Here is a 778-nt window from a genome sequence, read left to right as displayed (position 1 = left end):
TCTACGGAGGGTGGACCGCGTTCGGTGTCGTAGCGATCCTGTCCATCCTCGAGATCTCGCTGTCCTTCGACAACGCGGTGGTCAACGCCGGGATCCTGAAGAAGATGAATGCCTTCTGGCAGAAGATCTTCCTCACCATCGGCATCCTGATCGCCGTCTTCGGCATGCGGCTGGTCTTCCCCGTCGTGATCGTGGCCATCAGCGCCCAGCTGGGACCGATCGAGGCCGTCGACCTGGCGCTCACCGACAAGGACCGCTACCAGGAGCTCGTGACCGACGCGCACCCGTCGATCGCGGCCTTCGGCGGCATGTTCCTGCTGATGATCTTCCTCGACTTCATCTTCGAGGACCGCGACATCAAGTGGCTCGGCTGGCTGGAGCGGCCGCTGGCCAAGCTCGGCAAGGTCGACATGCTGTCGGTCTGCATCGCCCTGATCGTGCTGCTGATCTCCTCGATCACCTTCGGCGCCCACGCCCACCAGCACGGCGGCACCCACGCCGACAAGGCGGAGACGGTCCTGCTCTCCGGCATCGCCGGTCTGATCACGTACATGATCGTCGGGGGACTCTCCGGCTACTTCGAGGACAAGCTCGAAGAGGAGGAGGAGCGCGAGCACGAGGCCGAGGAACAGGCCGCCCGCGAGGGCAAGCCCAAGTCGGCGGTCAAGCTCGCCGGCAAGGCCGCGTTCTTCATGTTCCTCTACCTGGAGGTCCTGGACGCGTCCTTCTCCTTCGACGGTGTGATCGGCGCCTTCGCCATCACCAACGACATCGTCCT

General features: G+C 64.1%; 1 protein-coding gene. It reads left to right on the top strand.

Annotated elements, in window-relative coordinates; all coding sequences use genetic code 11:
* The coding region (locus CHR28_RS37065) for a DUF475 domain-containing protein (RefSeq protein ID WP_094058123.1) at positions 1 to 778 on the top strand (778 nt) is incomplete at both ends.

The organism is Streptomyces sp. XY006 (assembly GCF_002237655.1).
Classification (GTDB): domain Bacteria; phylum Actinomycetota; class Actinomycetes; order Streptomycetales; family Streptomycetaceae; genus Streptomyces; species Streptomyces levis.
This window is presented reverse-complemented; position numbering and strand designations above follow the sequence as displayed.